The organism is Variovorax sp. AC194, from assembly GCF_979257995.1.
Genome location: NZ_OZ409823.1, coordinates 6,730,998 through 6,745,090, shown reverse-complemented (window position 1 = coordinate 6,745,090; position 14,093 = coordinate 6,730,998). Strand labels below are relative to the sequence as shown.

The following is a 14,093-nucleotide window of genomic DNA, read 5'->3' as shown; positions in this document are numbered from 1 at the left end:
CCATGGCCGACGCAAGCACGACCACGGCCGCGCCGTGGACACCGCCGGCCAGCCTCAACGCCGCCCCGCCGAAGGCGCCGCTGCGCGAGCGCCTGCTGCCCTTCATCGGCCCCGTGGTGCTGTTCATCGCGTGGGACCTGGTGGTGCGGCTGGGCTTCATCAAGCCCATCCTCCTGCCCACGCCGGCCGACACCATCGCCGCGCTGATCACGGGGCTGGCGGGCGGGCCGCTGCTCACCGACTTCGCGATGACGGTGTGGCGCACGCTGCAGGCCTTTCTCATCGCGGCGGTGGTCGGCGTGCCGCTGGGTGTGCTGCTCGGGAGCAACGAGAAGGCGTACCGCAGCGTCGAGTTTTTGATCGACTTCTTCCGCTCGACGCCGTCGTCCGCGCTCATCCCGCTGTTCCTGCTGATCTTCGGCGTGAGCGACGTGAACAAGATCGCGATCGCGGCGTTCGGCGCGCTCCTCATCGTGGTGTTCAACAGCGCCTACGGCGTCATCAATGCGAGGAAGCAACGCGTGATGGCGGCCAAGGTCATGGGCGCCTCGCGCTGGCAGGTCTTCAAGGACGTGCTGATCTGGGAGAGCCTGCAGCCCAGCTTCGTGGGCCTGCGCTCGGCGGTGTCGATGGCGCTGGTGATCGTCATCGTGGCCGAGATGTTCATCGGCTCCGACACGGGCCTGGGCCACCGCATCATCGATGCGCAGCAGGTGCTCAACGTCAAGAGCATGTACGCGGCGATCCTCGCCGCGGGTGCGCTCGGCTACGCGCTCAACATCCTCTTTCTCGTCGCCGAGCGCCGCATCGTGCACTGGAGCGGACGATGAAAGTCACGCAAGACATCGTCGTCAACGGCCCGGTGTATGCCGACGTGCCCAAGCCGGTCTTCAAGCCCGGCCCGGCCGGCACGCACATCACCATCCGAGGCCTGACCAAGTACTTCGCGGGCTGGCCGCTGTACGAGAACTTCGACCTCGACATTCCCAAGCGCGCCATCGTCTCGGTGTTCGGGCCCAACGGCTGCGGCAAGTCCACGCTCATCAACATGATCGCGGGGCTGGTGCCCATCGATGCGGGCGAGATCCTCTTCGACGGCAAGCAGCGCAAGGACACCAAGATCGGCTACGTGTTCCAGAACTACCGCGAGGCGATGTTCCCGTGGATGCGCACCATCGACAACATCGCTTACCCGCTCAAGCTCGAAGGGCGCAGCAAGGCCGAGGTGGACCGGCGCATGGAAGAACTGGTGGCATCGTTCGACGTGAAGTTCGACCTGAAGCGCTTTCCCTACGAGCTCTCGGGCGGCCAGCAGCAGACCGCATCGATCATGCGGGCGCTCGCGCCCAACCCCGAGGTGCTGTTCCTGGACGAGCCGTTTTCCGCGCTCGACTTCGAGATGACGCTCTTCATCCGCGAGAAGCTGCAGGAGGTGTTCATGCAGACCGGCACCACGATGCTGCTGGTGTCGCACGACCTCGAAGAGGCCGTGTACCTCGCCGACGAGGTGCTGCTGCTGACCAAGCGCCCGACCAAGGTGGCCGAGATCCTGCGCTACGGCGACGCGCGCCCGCGCACCATCGAGACGCTGAGCACCGAGAGCTTCGTCGCGACGAAGAAGCTGAGCCTGGACATCTTCCAGCGCGAGGTGCGCCGATGACGCCGGAGATCAACATCCCCGAGGTGCACGCCGAAGTCAGCGCCGTGTTCGCGCGCTACGAAGAAGCGCTCGTGACCAACCAGCGAGACATGCTCGACGAGCTCTTCTGGAACAGCCCGCACACGCTGCGCTACGGCTTCTCGGAGAACCACTACGGGCACGCCGATATCAGCGCCTTCCGCGCGTCGCTGCCTGTGCAGAGTCCTCCGCGCGAATTGCTGCGCACGGTCATCACCACCTACGGCCGCGACTTCGCGACCGCGAACGTCGAGTTCCGGCGCGAAGGCAGCCGCGAAGTCGGCCGCCAGAGCCAGACGTGGCTACGCACGGCCGAGGGTTGGCGCGTCGTCGCCGCCCACGTGAGCATGCCGGCCTGAACGCGGCACATCGCACACGGCACATTTTTTGCACCTCCTTCAACTCTTCCGAAAGAACGCCATGACCAGTCAAATCAATCGTCGCGATTCCCTCAAGTCCCTAGCCGCGCTCGGCGCCGCCGGCACCCTCGGCGGCTGGAGCGCCTTGGCCAATGCACAGGCCAAGCCGCTCACCGTCGGCGTGATCTACGTCGGCGCGCGCGACGACTACGGCTACAACCAGGCGCACGCCATGGCCGCCGCCGAAATCAAGAAGCTGCCCGGCATCAAGGTGGTCGAGGAAGAGAACGTGCCCGAGACCGCCGCGGTGCAAAAGACCATGGCCGGCATGATCTCGCAGGACGGCGCCAAGCTTCTGTTCCCCACCTCGTTCGGCTACTTCGATCCGCACATCCTGGCCGTCGCGCCCAAGTACCCCGACGTGCGCTTCTCGCACTGCGGCGGCCTCTGGACCGAAGGCAAGCATCCCAAGAATGCGGGCAGCTTCTTCGGCTACATCGACGAGTGCCAGTTCCTGAACGGCGTGATCGCCGCGCACATGACCAAGAGCAACAAGATCGCCTTCGTCGCCGCCAAGCCGATCCCGCAGGTGCTGCGCAACATCAACGCCTTCACGCTCGGCGCGCGCTCGGTCAAGCCGAACATCACCTGCAGCGTGATCTTCACCGGCGACTGGTCGATGGCCGTGAAGGAGGCCGAGGCCACCAACAGCCTGGCAGACCAGGGCTGCGATGTGTTCACCATGCACGTCGATGGTCCGAAGGTGGTGGTCGAGACGGCGGCCAAGCGCGGCAAGATGGTCTGCGGCTACCACGCGAGCCAGGCCAAGCTCGCGCCGAACGCATATCTCACCGGCGCCGAGTGGAACTGGCTCACCGCGTACAAGACCGCCATCGAAGCCGCCCAGACCGGCAAGCCGCATCCCAACTTCCTGCGCGGCGGCCTGAAGGAAGGCTACGTGAAGATGTCCGCCTACGGCCCGATGGTGCCGGACGCCGCGAAGAAGCAGGCCGACGACATCAAGGCCAAGATGATCGCGGGCACCTTCGACATCTTCAAGGACGGCATCAAGGACAACAAGGGCGCGGTCGTGGTGCCGGCCGGCAAGGTCCTCAAGCAGACGGACCTGGAGCTGGAGAAGATGAACTACCTCGTCGAAGGCGTCATCGGCCAGGCCTGAGGTCCAGGTTCATGCGCAGCGCCCTCAAGGAATTCGCCCTGCCTGTGTTCGCCATCGCGGCGGCGCTGCTGCTGTTCGGCGTGCTCGTGGCCTTCGCCGGCGTCGATCCGGTGGAGGTGTGGGCAACGCTCTTCAAGGGCGCGTTCGGCGACTGGTTCTCCTGGCAGAACACGCTGCAGCGTGCGGCGCCGCTGATGCTCACCGCGCTGTGCGTAGCGCTGCCGGCACGCGCGGGGCTGATCGTCATCGGCGGCGAAGGCGCGCTGGTGCTGGGCGGCCTGGCCTGCGCGGCGCTCGCGCATGCGGTGCCGCTGCCCGGCAACGTCGTGGGCACCGTGGTCATCTGCATCGCGGGTGCGCTCGCCGGTGCGCTGTGGATCGTTCTCGCGGGGTGGCTGCGCCAGTACCGCGGCATCAACGAGACCATCAGCAGCCTGCTGCTGGCCTACATCGCGATCGGCATCTTCAAGCACCTGGTCGAAGGGCCGCTGCGCGATCCGGCGAGCCTGAACAAGCCATCGACGTACGCGCTGAACGACGGGCTGCTGATCGGCGGCATCGGCGGCTCCGACGTGCACTGGGGCCTCGCGATCGGCGTGGTGGCGTGCCTTGCGCTCGGCTGGTGGCTGCGCGCGACCGCCTCGGGCTTTTCGGTGCGCGTGGTCGGCGGCAATCCGCGCACCGCGCAGCTCGTGGGCCTGCCGGCCACGCGGCTCATCCTGGGCAGCTGCGCGCTGGGCGGCGCATGCGCCGGGCTCGCGGGCGCGGTCGAGGTGGCGGCGGTGCACACCAACGCCAACGCCTCGCTGATCGCGGGGTACGGCTACGCGGGCATCCTCGTGTCGTTCATCGCGCGGCACAACCCGGTGGCCATCGTGCCGGTGGCGATCCTGTTCGGCGGCTTCGGCGCGGCGGGGAGCCTTTTGCAGCGGCGGCTCGGGTTGCCCGATGCGTCGGTGCTGGTATTGCAGGGCATCGCGTTCGTGCTGATCCTGGCGAGCGAGGGCCTGCGCATGATCGACTGGAAGGCGCTGCGCGCGCGCATGTTCCGCGCTTCGGGGAGCCCGGCATGACCGCCGACCAATGGATAGCGCTCGTGGCCGGCATCGTCGGCGGCGCGCTGCGCGTGGGCGCGCCCTTTCTTTTCGTGAGCCTGGGCGAATGCCTCACCGAGAAATCGGGCCGCATCAACCTCGGGCTCGAAGGCGTGCTGGTGTTGTCGGCGATGGCGGCCTTCGGCGGCGCGTACCTCACCGACTCGGCCTGGCTCGGCGTGCTGATCGGCGCAACGGCGGGCGCGGTGCTCGCGCTGCTGCACGGCCTCCTGTGCTCGCTCGATCGCGTCAACGATGTGGCGACCGGCATCGCGTTGATGCTGCTCGGCACGGGCCTCGCGTTCTACCTGGGCAAGCCGCTGATCCAGCCGCAGGCGCCGCAGATCCCCGCGATTCCGCTGGGCTTCTGGAGCGACAACACGGTGGTGCGCTCGGCGCTGCAGCTCAATGCGCTCGTGCCCATCGGCGTGGCGCTCGCGGTGCTGCTCTGGTGGGGCTTCGCCCGCACGCGCGCGGGCCTGCTGGTGCGCATGGCCGGCGACTCGGCGCAAGCGACGCGCGCGCTCGGCTACTCGGTCTCGGGGCTGCGCATCGCGGCGACGACAGCCGGCGGCTTCATCGCCGGGCTCGGTGGCGCATCGCTCACGCTGTTCTATCCGGGCAGCTGGAACGAAGGCATCTCGAGCGGCCAGGGCCTCATCGCCGTCGCGCTCGTGATCTTCGCGCGCTGGAGCCCGCTGCGCTGCGTGGGCGCGGCCTTTCTCTTCGGCGGCGCGGGGGCCATCGGGCCCGCGCTGCAATCCATCGGCATCGGCTGGGGCTACCACCTCTTCAACACCGTGCCCTATGTGCTCACGCTGGTGATCCTGGTGCTCACCTGCAAGCCGGGGAGCGCCGCCATCGGCAGCCCCGGCGAACTTTCATCGACAAGGAACTGAACACCATGAGCGGTCTGGGTGGCCTCAACAAATCGGCGCACGGCGTCGTCGTCGGGCTGGTGCAATTGCAGTTGCCGAACGTGAAGACGCCGGCCGACCTCGCGGCGCAGACGCGGCGCATCTGCGAGATGGTGGGCAAGGCGCGCCGCAACCAGTCGACCATGGACCTCGTGGTGTTTCCGGAGTACGCGCTGCATGGCCTCTCGATGAACACCAGCCCCGAGATCATGTGCACGCTCGATGGCCCCGAGGTCGCGGCCTTCAAGCGCGCGTGCGTCGAACACCGCATCTGGGGCTGCTTCTCGATCATGGAGGCCAACCCCGGCGGCAACCCGTACAACAGCGGGCTCATCATCGACGACCAGGGCGAGATCAAGCTCTACTACCGCAAGCTGCACCCGTGGGTGCCGGTCGAGCCCTGGGAGCCGGGCAACCTCGGCATTCCGGTGTGCGACGGGCCCAACGGCAGCAGGCTCGCACTCATCATCTGCCACGACGGCATGTTCCCCGAGATGGCGCGCGAGGCTGCGTACAAGGGCGCCGACATCATCCTGCGCACGGCCGGCTACACCGCGCCGATCCGCCATGCGTGGAAGATCACCAACCAGTCGAATGCCTTCTGCAATCTCGCCTACACCGCGAGCGTGTGCCTCACCGGCAGCGACGGCAGCTTCGACTCGATGGGCGAGGGCATGTTCTGCAACTTCGACGGCACGGTGCTGGTCGAGGGCGGCGGGCGCGTGGACGAGATCATCACCGCCGAGCTGCGGCCCGACCTCGTGCGCGAGGCGCGCACCGGCTGGGGCGTGGAGAACAACATCTACCAGCTCTACCACCGCGGCTACGTCGCGGTGAAAGGCGGCGCGCAGGACTGCCCCTACACCTACATGCACGACATGGCCGCCGGCACCTACAGGCTGCCGTGGAGCGCCGACGTGAAGGTGACCGACGGCACCGGCTGCGGCTTCGCGCCGCCGGAACGCAACTACCAAGGATGAACACGGCCATGACCACTGCAATCGCCGAACGCCACGTGGCGGCCGAGCCCTACGCCTGGCCCTACAACGGAGACCTCCGCCCCGGGAACACCGCGCTGATCGTGATCGACATGCAGACCGACTTCTGCGGCAAGGGCGGCTACGTCGACGTGATGGGCTACGACCTTTCGCTGGTGCAGGCGCCGATCCAGCCGATCGCGCGCACGCTCGCCACCTTGAGGCCGCTGGGCTTTCACATCATCCACACGCGCGAAGGCCACCGGCCCGACCTCGCGGACCTGCCGGCCAACAAGCGCTGGCGCTCGCGGCAGATCGGCGCCAACGGCGTGGGCATCGGCGACGACGGCCCGTGCGGGCGCATCCTCGTGCGCGGCGAGCCGGGCTGGGAGCTCATTCCCGAACTGGCGCCGCTGCCCGGCGAGGTGGTGATCGACAAGCCCGGCAAGGGCTCGTTCTATGCGACCGACCTGGAGCTCATCCTGCGCACGCGCGGCATCGAGAACCTGATCCTCGCGGGCATCACCACCGACGTGTGCGTGCACACCACGATGCGCGATGCGAACGACCGCGGCTTCGAGTGCCTCTTGCTGTCGGACTGCACGGCCGCCACCGACCACGGCAACCATCTTGCGGCGCTGAAGATGATCACGATGCAGGGCGGCGTGTTCGGCGCGCACACCACCTCGCAGCAACTGCTGACCGCGCTGGGCTGATGCACGCATGAGCGCAGTTCCCCACGCCATCGGCGCACTGCCTGCGGGCAGTGGCGCCCTCGCGCTCGACACCTACGAATTGACCAAGCGCTTCGGCGCCTTCACCGCGATGGACAAGGTGACCATGCGCGTCGAGCCCGGCACAGTCCACGCATTGCTTGGCGAGAACGGTGCAGGCAAGAGCACGCTGGTGAAATGCGTGGCCGGCTTCCAGCGCGCGGAGGAGGGCAGCATCCTGATCGACGGGCGCGAGCAGGACATCGCCAACCCCATCGTCGCCCGCGCGCTGGGCATCGGCATGGTCTACCAGCACTTCACGCTGGCGCCGGGCATGACGGTGGCCGAGAACCTGCTGCTGGCCGGCGGCAAGACGCCCGCATTGATCGACTGGAAGACCAAGCGCGCGGAACTGAAGGCGTTTCTCGCGACCACCCCCTTCAGCCTCGACCTCGATGTGCGGCCGTCGGAGCTCGCTGCGGGCGAGAAGCAGAAGCTCGAACTGTTGAAGCAGCTGTACCTGAAGCCGCGCCTTTTGATCCTCGACGAACCCACCTCGGTGCTCACGCCGCAGGAGGCCGACGAGGTGCTGGGCCATGTGCGCGAGTTCGCGCGCAGTGGCCTCTGCACCGTGCTCATCATCACGCACAAGTTCCGCGAGGTGATGGCGTATGCGGACAGCGTGACGGTGCTGCGAAGAGGCAAGGCGGTGCATCACTGCCGCGTGGCGGACACGAGCCCGGCGCAGTTGGCCGAGGCCATGATGGGTGGCGAAGACGCGGCCGTTGCCGCGCCGGCTTCATCGCCTGTCGTGAGGAAACCCGTGGCCGATGCGGCGCCCGTTGCACTGAAGGTCGAGGGCCTGAAGGCGCAAGGCGACCGCGGCACGCTCGCGCTGCATGACCTGAGCCTGTCCGTGCATGCCGGCGAGATCCTCGGCGTGGCAGGCGTCTCCGGCAACGGACAGCGCGAGCTGGTCGAGGCCCTGGTCGGCCAGCGCCCACGATTGGCCGGCCGCGTGACCGTGATGGGCCAGCCCTACAACGCACGCCGCGCCGAGAACCGCAGCCTCAAGGTGCGCAGCCTTCCCGAAGAACCACTGCGCAATGCCTGCGTCGGCGACCTCAGCGTGGCCGAGAACATGGCACTGCGTGATTTCGACAGGGCGCCCCTGTCGCGCGGCGGCGTGCTGAACTTTCCCTACTGGCGCAGTCGTGCGCGCGAATGGATCGCCGAATACGGCGTCAAGACGCAGGGCGAGGGCGCGCCGATCCGCAGCCTCTCGGGCGGCAACGTGCAGCGCGCGGTGCTGGCGCGCGAACTGGCCGGCGACATCAACGTGCTGATCGCCGCGAACCCCGTGTTCGGCCTGGACTTCGCCGCCGTTGCGGAGATTCACGCGCGCATCGTGCAGGTGCGCGAGAAGGGCGGGGCGGTGCTGCTGGTCAGCGAAGACCTCGACGAGCTGCTCGAACTGGCCGACCGCATCGTCGTGATGAGCGAGGGAAAGATCGTGTTCGAGACCCCGGCCGCCGGTGCCGAGCGCCATGTGATCGGCGCGCACATGGGCGGTGGACACCACTGAACGGAGCCAGCATGCGCATCGAAGCCAACCCCTTCGCCTACGAGTTCGCGTTGAAGAAAACCGCGCTGGTCCTCATCGACATGCAGCGCGATTTCATCGAGCCCGGCGGCTTCGGCGAAACGCTGGGCAACGACGTGTCACTGCTCGAAGCGATCGTTCCTGCAACCAAGGCCGCGCTCGCGGCGTGGCGCAAGGCCGGCGGCCTGGTGGTCCACACGCGCGAGGCGCACAAGGCCGACCTCTCGGACTGCCCACCCGCCAAGCGCAACCGCGGCAACCCGAGCCTGCGCATCGGCGACGAAGGCCCGATGGGCCGCATCCTCGTGGCCGGCGAGCCTGGCAACCAGATCATCGACGCGCTCGCGCCGGTCGAGGGCGAGCTCGTCATCGACAAGCCCGGCAAGGGCATGTTCTACGCGACCGATCTGCACGAACTGCTGCAGCAGCGCGGCATCACGCACCTGCTGTTCGGCGGCGTCACCACCGAGGTCTGCGTGCAGACCAGCATGCGCGAAGCCAACGACCGCGGCTACGACGGCCTGCTGCTGGAGGACTGCACCGAGAGCTACTTCCCGGCCTTCAAGGCGGCGACGCTCGACATGATCCGCGCGCAGGGCGCCATCGTCGGCTGGACCGCGCCGAGCGCGGCGTTGCTCGCCGCGCTGAACCACGCGGCGTGAAGCCGGCGCCAGCGACTACCATCCCCCACGTGTCTACCGTCCGACCCCGCCCAGCACCCCCCGCGCCCGCAGCCGCCGCCGATGCGGCCGTTTTTCGTACACGCGCCGACGAGGTCTACGCGCAGCTCAAGCGCGACGTGGCCGAGTTCATCCTCGTGCCCGGCGACCGCTTCACCGAGAACGAGATCAGCGACCGGCTCGGCGTGTCGCGCACGCCGGTGCGGCAGGCGCTCTTCCGGTTGCAGCAGGAGGGCTTCGTGGAGGTGCTGTTCCGCAGCGGCTGGCGCGTGCTGCCGTTCGACTTCGACCAGTTCGAGCAGCTCTACGATTTGCGCATGGTGCTGGAGACCACCGCGGTGCACCGCATCTGCGAGGCCGACCACCGCGTCGACCGCAGCCTGCTCGACACGCTGGCCGGCATCTGGCTCGTGCCCGCGGCCGAACGCAGCACCGACACCGCCCAGGTCGCGCAGTGGGACGAAGCCTTCCACTGCTCGCTCGTGGCGGCCGCCGGCAACGCCGAGATGGCGCGCGTGCACAGCGACGTGACCGACCGCATTCGCATCATCCGCCGGCTCGACTTCACGCAGCAGCCGCGCATCGAGGCGACCTACGAGGAGCACGCGAAGATCCTCAAGGCGATCCGCGCGAACCGCGGCGATCAGGCCGCGATGCTGCTGCGCGCACACATCGAGACCAGCCAGGCGGAGGTGCGCAAGATCACGCTGCACCAGGTGCATCTGGCGCGGCATGCGGGGCGCGCGCCGCGCTGATGCATCACACCCGAAGATGCATGCCAACGTGTCTACGGAGGGCCGAGAGGAATGAACGAAATCAGGGGATCGTTCGTCAGGCCGATCGCCATCATTCCGTCCGGTGTGACTGCCAGTTGGCGGTCAAGAATATTTCTCGCATAGCCTGCGAGCTTGAAGGACTTCAGCAAACGTCCATCGGGTGAGTGGATCCAGAGGTCGGCGTTTGTGTGCCAGTCGTCGATGCCGCATAGCACGCGGCCATCGCTGGTGATTTCGATATTGGTGGGGAAGGAATTTCCGCCCGGAAGGTTTGCAATCAAGGCGAGATTGACAGGATTCAGAGAGTAACAACGGGAGGGGTTGGCCGATGCCACATAGAGCGCGGTCCCCTCTGCATTCACTGCGAGGTCCTGCCCGTTCGACGAGGAGTTCGCGTTCCATTTCGTTGCGCTGGACGTTATCCCCAGAGCCCCGCCCCGCATTGCCGAATAGTCGACATCGAAGGCCATCACGGTGGCGGGGCTGAGGCCCATGTCCTGCGCGAAAACCCGTCGGCCGTCGGACGATGCGGCGAAAACCCAGGTGCCGGAGGAACTCGATATCGGCAGGGTGGCGACGTTCCGGCCGTCCACGTACGCATAGCCGTCGCCGACCAGAACGATGTCCTGGCCATTGGTGCGGATCGCCAGCAAGGTCAGGGCCGAGTGGACATATCTTCCTTTCAGCGGCCAGGTCCCGATCTTCGACGCAGTCGCCAGATCGATGACGGCGACGGTGTCGTTGCTCGTATCTCCCACGTAGAGCTTGCTGCCGTCGGGTGCAACGGTCATTTCCGCCAGCGTGGTTCCGACATCCGCGATGGTGCCGGCCTTCGTGCCGAGATGCGCGTTGTAGATGTCGATGGACGTGCCGCCGTTGTGCGCGTAGACGTAGGGCCGGATCTTGTCGGCGACAAGGTTCGTATAGCCCATGGGCAATGTGGTCACGGTGGTCAGTTCACCGTCGGAACGCCACAAGCCAACCTGGACGGTCGCGGGGGCCACGTTGGGATCGGAGGTCTTCAAGGTAACGGTCGCGTAGCTGATCGCGTCCATCGCCGCCAGCTGGGGGTTCGCGGTGAGCACCAGGCCCGGGTCGGTGCTGGTCGTTCCGCTGCTCGTCACGGAAAGCCAGGGCGCGCTGGATGTGGCCGTCCAGGACAGGGCGCCGTCGCGGTTGCCAGCGACCCGCAGCGTTCTCGTGAGCACCGACCCGCTGCGCGTGCTTGCAAAGCCGACGCCCCATTCGGAAGGAAGAATCCGCCGCTTGTGCCTCAGCGCAGCCCGGTCAGTCAGGGAGGCCGGATCGAAGTGCGGCCCCGATGAAGCGGTGCTGGCCGCCAAGCCACTGATCGTCACGGAATTCGACGCCTCCGGCGCAACGGTTGCACCAGCGCTGTTCGCGTCCGTGAAAGAGAAGGCCTTTGTGGTGCCCTGCGACTGCGCAAGTGGCATTTCGGGCTTGGCCTCCTGGCCGTTCGTGCCGGCGGCAGGGCTGGAGGCACCAGCAGGCGCACCCGCAGAGGCGGAAAAACCTCCGGTCCCGCTGCTGCCCCCGCTCCCACCACATGCAGCCAGCACCAGGCAAAAGCCAACGATGGCTGTGAATTTCAGCGTCATGTCCCTCTTCCCTCATCGTCTCTGTCGCTCGAAGCCGCACAGCCATGCGATGCATTGCTGCAAGCAAGGCGGCTAATACTTATTGATTGCCGAAAGTATCGCAGCTTCGTGTGACGAATATCTTGACTGTTGTGTGACGAGCGATGTTCGTGCGGCCCGGCGAGCAAGGAGGAACAAGGGCCGGTGCGTTCAGTCCGCGGTGATGTTCCCGCGCTTGACCACCCCCGCCCACCGGTCCGCATCCTTCTTCACCAGCGCCCCGAAGTCCGCCGGCGTCGAGCTCGCCGGCACCATGCCCTGCGACTCGAAGGACTTCGCCACGTCGGGTTGCTTCAGCACCGCGGCGATCTCCTTGTTGAGCCGTGCCACCACTTCGGGCGGCGTGCCCTTGGGCGCGAGCACGCCGTACCACATGTCCACGTTGTCGGCGGTCACGCCGGCCTCGGCGAGCGTGGGCACGTCGGGCAGTTGCGGCAGCCGCTTGCTGCTGCCGGTGGCGATGGCCTTGAGCTTGCCGACCTGGATGTGCTGCAGCGCCACGTGCACCGGCAGGAACATGTAGTCGATGCGCCCGCCCAGGAGGTCGGTCACCGCGCCGGCCGTGCCCTTGTAGGGCACGTGCAGCAGCTCGGTGCCGGTGCCCTGCATCAGGAGCGCCATCGACAGGTGGTGCGGCGTGCCCACGCCCGGCGTGGCGTAGGTCAGCTTGGCCGGCTCCGCCTTGGCCGCGCTCACCATCTGTGCGACCGACGTCGCCTTCTGCACGTTCGGGTTGGTCACCAGCAGCAGCGTGCCCCACGAGGTGAGCGACACCGGCGCGAAGTCGGCCACCGGGTCGTAGCCGAGCGACTTGTAGAGGCTGCGGTTCATCACCAGCGTGTTGACCTGCACCATCAGCGTGTAGCCGTCGGGCTTGGCGCGCGCGACCTTCTCGCTGCCGATGTTGCCGCTGGCGCCTGCCAGGTTCTCCACGATCACGGGCTGGCCCAGCAGCGCGGGCAGGCGCGCGGAGAGCTGGCGCGCGACCAGGTCGATGCCGGTGCCCGGCGTGTAGGGCACGACCAGCGTGATCGGCTGGTCGGGCCAGGCATGGGCTGCGGCGGCACTCGCCGCGACGAGCAGGGTGGCGAGGGTCTTGGCAAGGGGCTTGGCAATGAATCGCATGGGTTGGTCTCCGTCTTGTTCTGTGATCGAGAAGTGCCGGCGCTCAGAGGTACGAGGCGCGCGCTTTCAGCGCCACCGGGTCGTAGCCGGCCACGCGCTTGTAGTTGTCCGAAATGGCCTGCAGCTCGGCGCGGCTCACCACGTCCTCGATCTGCCCGAAGCGCTTTCCGCCCGAGCGCTCGAACACTTCGCGCAGGATCGCGTCGGGCGGGTTGCTGCGGTTGGTCAGCACCACGTTGGTGGTGGCCTTCACGCGCACGCGGTCGTAGTCCTCGAGCGCCGCGGTGCCGACGCCCAGGTCCTTGAGCGCGCCTGCGAGAAAGCGCGCATCGATGATCGCCTGCCCCGCGCCGTTGGAGCCGCGCGGCACCATCGGGTGCGCGGCGTCGCCCAGCAGCGTGAGGCGGCCGTGCGTCCAGCGCGGCAGCGGATCCTGGTCGACCATCGGGTACTCCAGGATGGTGTCCGAGGCGCGGATCAGCGCGGGCACGTCGAGCCAGTCGAAGTGCCAGTCGGCGAACGCGGGGAGAAAGTCCTCGAGCCGGCCGGCACGGCTCCAGTCGCGCATCGCGGGCTGCGGCGCGTGGATCTCGGCGACCCAGTTCACCAGCTGGTGGCCTTCGGCGTCGATGTCGTTGCGGATCGGGTAGATCACCATCTTGCCGACCGCGAGCCAGCCCGCGCGCACCATGCTCGCGCCCGAGAGAAAGGGCTTCCAGCGCGCGGTGCCGCGCCACATGTTCACGCCCGAGTAACGCGGCGCGCCTTCGTTCGGATAGAGCTGCTTGCGCAAGGCCGAGTGGATGCCGTCGCAACCGATGGCCACGGCGCCGCGCACATCCTGCACGGTGGGCGCATCGGCGAAGTGCACGGTGACGCCGCCCGCATCCTGCGCGACGCCGGTGCAGCGGTGGTTGCAGACCACGCTGTCGGGGCCCAGGCGCTTGAGCGTCTCTTCGAGCAGCACCGTCTGCAGGTCGCCGCGATGGATCGAGAACTGCGGCCAGTCGTAGCCCGCGTGCTCGCCCGCGGCTTCCTGGAAGATCAGCTGGCCGTGCTCGGTGAAGAAGATCGACTCCTTCGTGCGCACGCCCACCTTGTCCAGCTGCGGCAGCAGGCCGAGTTCGGTCAGCTCGCGCACCGCATGCGGCAGCAGGTTCACGCCCACGCCCATGGGCTTGAGTTCGGGCACGGCCTCGTACACGCGGCAGGGAATGCCGGCCTGGTGCAGGCTCAGCGCGAGGGTCAGGCCGCCGATGCCGGCGCCCAGGATGATCACTTGCTTGTCGTTCATGGCTGTCGAATGGGTTGCGTTTGTCTCCAGCCGTATTGG

14 protein-coding genes are annotated in these 14,093 nt (G+C 67.5%); 11 read left to right on the top strand and 3 right to left on the bottom strand.

Annotated elements, in window-relative coordinates; all coding sequences use genetic code 11:
- The first annotated feature begins 2 nt into the window (after positions 1–2).
- The 11 genes from ACZYRS_RS31760 (at position 3) to ACZYRS_RS31710 (ending at position 9,956) form a co-directional block, all read left to right on the top strand.
- Positions 3–830, top strand: a complete 828-nt coding sequence (locus tag ACZYRS_RS31760) for an ABC transporter permease (protein WP_198789394.1) — start codon at positions 3–5, stop codon at positions 828–830.
- The gene (locus ACZYRS_RS31755; protein WP_463422375.1) at positions 827–1,660 is read left to right on the top strand and encodes an ABC transporter ATP-binding protein; all 834 of its coding nucleotides are present in this window, start codon (positions 827–829) and stop codon (positions 1,658–1,660) included. The genes ACZYRS_RS31760 and ACZYRS_RS31755 overlap by 4 nt, the downstream gene beginning before the upstream one ends.
- Positions 1,657–2,037, top strand: coding sequence for an oxalurate catabolism protein HpxZ (gene hpxZ / locus ACZYRS_RS31750; RefSeq protein WP_463422374.1), 381 nt, complete (start codon positions 1,657–1,659; stop codon positions 2,035–2,037). Before ACZYRS_RS31755 ends, hpxZ begins: the two co-directional genes overlap by 4 nt.
- A 61-nt stretch (positions 2,038–2,098) precedes the next feature.
- Entirely contained in the window at positions 2,099–3,217 is a 1,119-nt protein-coding gene (locus ACZYRS_RS31745) for a BMP family ABC transporter substrate-binding protein (protein ID WP_463422373.1), read from the top strand.
- 11 nt (positions 3,218–3,228) lie between these two features.
- A complete protein-coding gene (locus tag ACZYRS_RS31740) occupies positions 3,229–4,290 on the top strand; it encodes an ABC transporter permease (RefSeq protein WP_463422372.1) in 1,062 nt (353 codons plus the stop codon).
- The gene (locus tag ACZYRS_RS31735; RefSeq protein WP_198786954.1) at positions 4,287–5,210 is read left to right on the top strand and encodes an ABC transporter permease; all 924 of its coding nucleotides are present in this window, start codon (positions 4,287–4,289) and stop codon (positions 5,208–5,210) included. The genes ACZYRS_RS31740 and ACZYRS_RS31735 overlap by 4 nt, the downstream gene beginning before the upstream one ends.
- 5 nt (positions 5,211–5,215) lie before the next feature.
- The gene (locus ACZYRS_RS31730) at positions 5,216–6,208 is read left to right on the top strand and encodes a formamidase (RefSeq protein WP_463422371.1); all 993 of its coding nucleotides are present in this window, start codon (positions 5,216–5,218) and stop codon (positions 6,206–6,208) included.
- Complete coding sequence (gene biuH, locus ACZYRS_RS31725; protein WP_463422370.1) at positions 6,205–6,921, top strand: biuret amidohydrolase; 717 nt, start codon at positions 6,205–6,207, stop codon at positions 6,919–6,921. The genes ACZYRS_RS31730 and biuH overlap by 4 nt, the downstream gene beginning before the upstream one ends.
- 7 nt (positions 6,922–6,928) lie before the next feature.
- Positions 6,929–8,503 (top strand): ABC transporter ATP-binding protein, encoded by a 1,575-nt coding sequence (locus tag ACZYRS_RS31720; protein WP_463422369.1) that lies wholly within the window; start codon positions 6,929–6,931, stop codon positions 8,501–8,503.
- Positions 8,504–8,514: 11 nt separating this feature from the next.
- A complete protein-coding gene (locus ACZYRS_RS31715) occupies positions 8,515–9,183 on the top strand; it encodes a cysteine hydrolase family protein (protein ID WP_463422368.1) in 669 nt (222 codons plus the stop codon).
- A gap of 29 nt (positions 9,184–9,212) precedes the next feature.
- Positions 9,213–9,956 (top strand): GntR family transcriptional regulator, encoded by a 744-nt coding sequence (locus ACZYRS_RS31710; RefSeq protein WP_463422367.1) that lies wholly within the window; start codon positions 9,213–9,215, stop codon positions 9,954–9,956.
- A 32-nt stretch (positions 9,957–9,988) separates the two neighbouring features.
- Here the strand turns inward: ACZYRS_RS31710 and ACZYRS_RS31705 are convergent, their stop codons facing one another.
- From ACZYRS_RS31705 to ACZYRS_RS31695, 3 genes are all read right to left on the bottom strand, one after another.
- The gene (locus ACZYRS_RS31705; protein ID WP_463422366.1) at positions 9,989–11,596 is read right to left on the bottom strand and encodes a YncE family protein; all 1,608 of its coding nucleotides are present in this window, start codon (positions 11,594–11,596) and stop codon (positions 9,989–9,991) included.
- Between the two features lie 189 nt (positions 11,597–11,785).
- Positions 11,786–12,760: a tripartite tricarboxylate transporter substrate binding protein gene (locus ACZYRS_RS31700; RefSeq protein WP_463422365.1), complete on the bottom strand. Its 975-nt coding sequence runs from the start codon at positions 12,758–12,760 to the stop codon at positions 11,786–11,788.
- 43 nt (positions 12,761–12,803) lie between these two features.
- Positions 12,804–14,054: a flavin-dependent oxidoreductase gene (locus ACZYRS_RS31695; RefSeq protein ID WP_463422364.1), complete on the bottom strand. Its 1,251-nt coding sequence runs from the start codon at positions 14,052–14,054 to the stop codon at positions 12,804–12,806.
- Positions 14,055–14,093: the final 39 nt, after the last annotated feature.

Excerpts from the sequence above, each read along its gene's own strand:
- ACZYRS_RS31720 (WP_463422369.1), top strand. The coding sequence starts at position 6,929 with ATGAGCGCAGTTCCCCACGCCATCGGCGCACTGCCTGCGGGCAGTGGC.
- ACZYRS_RS31755 (WP_463422375.1), top strand. The coding sequence starts at position 827 with ATGAAAGTCACGCAAGACATCGTCGTCAACGGCCCGGTGTATGCCGAC.
- hpxZ (WP_463422374.1), top strand. The coding sequence starts at position 1,657 with ATGACGCCGGAGATCAACATCCCCGAGGTGCACGCCGAAGTCAGCGCC.
- ACZYRS_RS31730 (WP_463422371.1), top strand. The coding sequence starts at position 5,216 with ATGAGCGGTCTGGGTGGCCTCAACAAATCGGCGCACGGCGTCGTCGTC.
- ACZYRS_RS31700 (WP_463422365.1), bottom strand. The coding sequence starts at position 12,760 with ATGCGATTCATTGCCAAGCCCCTTGCCAAGACCCTCGCCACCCTGCTC.
- ACZYRS_RS31715 (WP_463422368.1), top strand. The coding sequence starts at position 8,515 with ATGCGCATCGAAGCCAACCCCTTCGCCTACGAGTTCGCGTTGAAGAAA.
- biuH (WP_463422370.1), top strand. The coding sequence starts at position 6,205 with ATGAACACGGCCATGACCACTGCAATCGCCGAACGCCACGTGGCGGCC.
- ACZYRS_RS31745 (WP_463422373.1), top strand. The coding sequence starts at position 2,099 with ATGACCAGTCAAATCAATCGTCGCGATTCCCTCAAGTCCCTAGCCGCG.
- ACZYRS_RS31705 (WP_463422366.1), bottom strand. The coding sequence starts at position 11,596 with ATGACGCTGAAATTCACAGCCATCGTTGGCTTTTGCCTGGTGCTGGCT.
- ACZYRS_RS31735 (WP_198786954.1), top strand. The coding sequence starts at position 4,287 with ATGACCGCCGACCAATGGATAGCGCTCGTGGCCGGCATCGTCGGCGGC.
- ACZYRS_RS31740 (WP_463422372.1), top strand. The coding sequence starts at position 3,229 with ATGCGCAGCGCCCTCAAGGAATTCGCCCTGCCTGTGTTCGCCATCGCG.
- ACZYRS_RS31760 (WP_198789394.1), top strand. The coding sequence starts at position 3 with ATGGCCGACGCAAGCACGACCACGGCCGCGCCGTGGACACCGCCGGCC.
- ACZYRS_RS31695 (WP_463422364.1), bottom strand. The coding sequence starts at position 14,054 with ATGAACGACAAGCAAGTGATCATCCTGGGCGCCGGCATCGGCGGCCTG.